This is a genomic window from Mesorhizobium sp. M2A.F.Ca.ET.067.02.1.1, from assembly GCF_004023285.1.
Taxonomy (GTDB): domain Bacteria; phylum Pseudomonadota; class Alphaproteobacteria; order Rhizobiales; family Rhizobiaceae; genus Mesorhizobium.
In genome coordinates this window covers 1-1,328 of the sequence record NZ_RZSB01001108.1, presented here as the reverse complement: position 1 = coordinate 1,328, position 1,328 = coordinate 1, and the positions used below count along the sequence as shown (strand labels likewise).

2 protein-coding genes are annotated in these 1,328 nt (G+C 62.8%); one reads left to right on the top strand and one right to left on the bottom strand.

The genetic code is table 11. The annotated features are described in order from the left end of the window. Nucleotides 1-274: NAD-binding protein (locus tag EOA28_RS35875; RefSeq protein WP_148671113.1), on the top strand; the 274-nt coding region annotated here is incomplete at its 5' end. Nucleotides 275-589: 315 nt separating this feature from the next. On the opposite strand, the gene EOA28_RS35865 is transcribed toward EOA28_RS35875, so the two are convergent. Then, the coding region (locus EOA28_RS35865) for an aminotransferase class III-fold pyridoxal phosphate-dependent enzyme (protein ID WP_128315849.1) at nt 590-1,328 on the bottom strand (739 nt) is incomplete at its 5' end.

Genomic DNA, 1,328 nt, shown 5'->3' with positions numbered 1-1,328 from the left:
CACCTCTTCCGGCCAGTGCTGGTCGCTGACCACCTACTGCCCTGTGCCCGGCCCGGTGCCGGCCTCGCCGGCCAATCGCGACTACAAGCCCGGCTTTGCCGCAGCGCTCATGCTGAAGGACCTGAAACTGTCGCAGGAAGCCGCGCAGGGCGCGGGCGCCGTAACCCCGCTCGGTGCCGAAGCCACTCAGCTTTATGCGCTATTCAACGCGCAGGGGCATGCCGGCATCGATTTTTCCGGCATTATTAATTTCCTGCGCGGCAATAAGCGGTAAGATACTGACTTTAAAAGGCTATTTGAGATATTTGCCAGCGCGAAGCCGGCAAATTTAGATTTGCTTAAGGTCTCGCTAACCCACCGGTAACGATGTGCCTTTAAAACGGATTGCGAGGCGGACAGCGCGTCCGCCCGGCGCTCCGGATCAGGTCTCGCGTACCGGAGCCCGTAAGTTTCGCAAGTATCCTCGTCGCGAAACGCCATGCGTATCTGGCAAAGCCGCGTTCCCATTGGGGCGCGGTTTTTGCGTTTTGGAGGCATCGCGCACAGGAATGGACCGGGCGCCCATCGGGAGCGCCCGGACAATATCCCCTCAGCGCTTTCGCAAATCGGTATCCGCGAGATCGAGCGCCTTCGCGATCCGCTCGCAGGCCATGTCGATCGTGTCGCGCGTCCAGATCAGCGGCGGCGAGAGAATCATCGTGTCGCCGGTGGCCCGCAGCATCATGCCGTTCGCGATCGCGTGGTCGCGCACGACGACCGCCGCACTTCCCGACGGCAGATAGCGTTCCTTGGTCGCCTTGTCCTTGACGATCTCGATCGCGCCCATCAGGCCGATCGAACGCACCTCGCCGACCAGCCTGTGCCCGGCGATCCTCTCCTGCAGCGCCTGCGCGAAATAGGGACCGGTGTCGTTCTTGACGCGCTCGACCAAGCCTTCCTTCTCGATGATCTCGAGGTTCTTCAACGCCACCGCGCAGGCCACCGGATGACCGGAATAGGTGTAGCCGTGATAGAACTCGCCGCCCTTTTCCACCAGCGTGCTGGCGACACGATCGCCGACCAGCAGCGCCGATAGCGGCTGGTAGCCCGAGGTCAGCGCCTTGGCGGTGGTGATGGTGTCGGGCTCGATGCCGAAGGTCTGCGCCGCAAACCATTCGCCGGTGCGGCCATAGCCGGTGATCACTTCGTCCAGCATCAAGAGCACATCGTATTTGCGGCAGATGCGCTCGACTTCCGGCCAGTAGCTCATCGGCGGGATTTTTACCCCGCCGGCACCCATCACCCGCTCGCCGGTGAAGGCGGGCACCTTTTCGGCGCCCGCCTCGAGG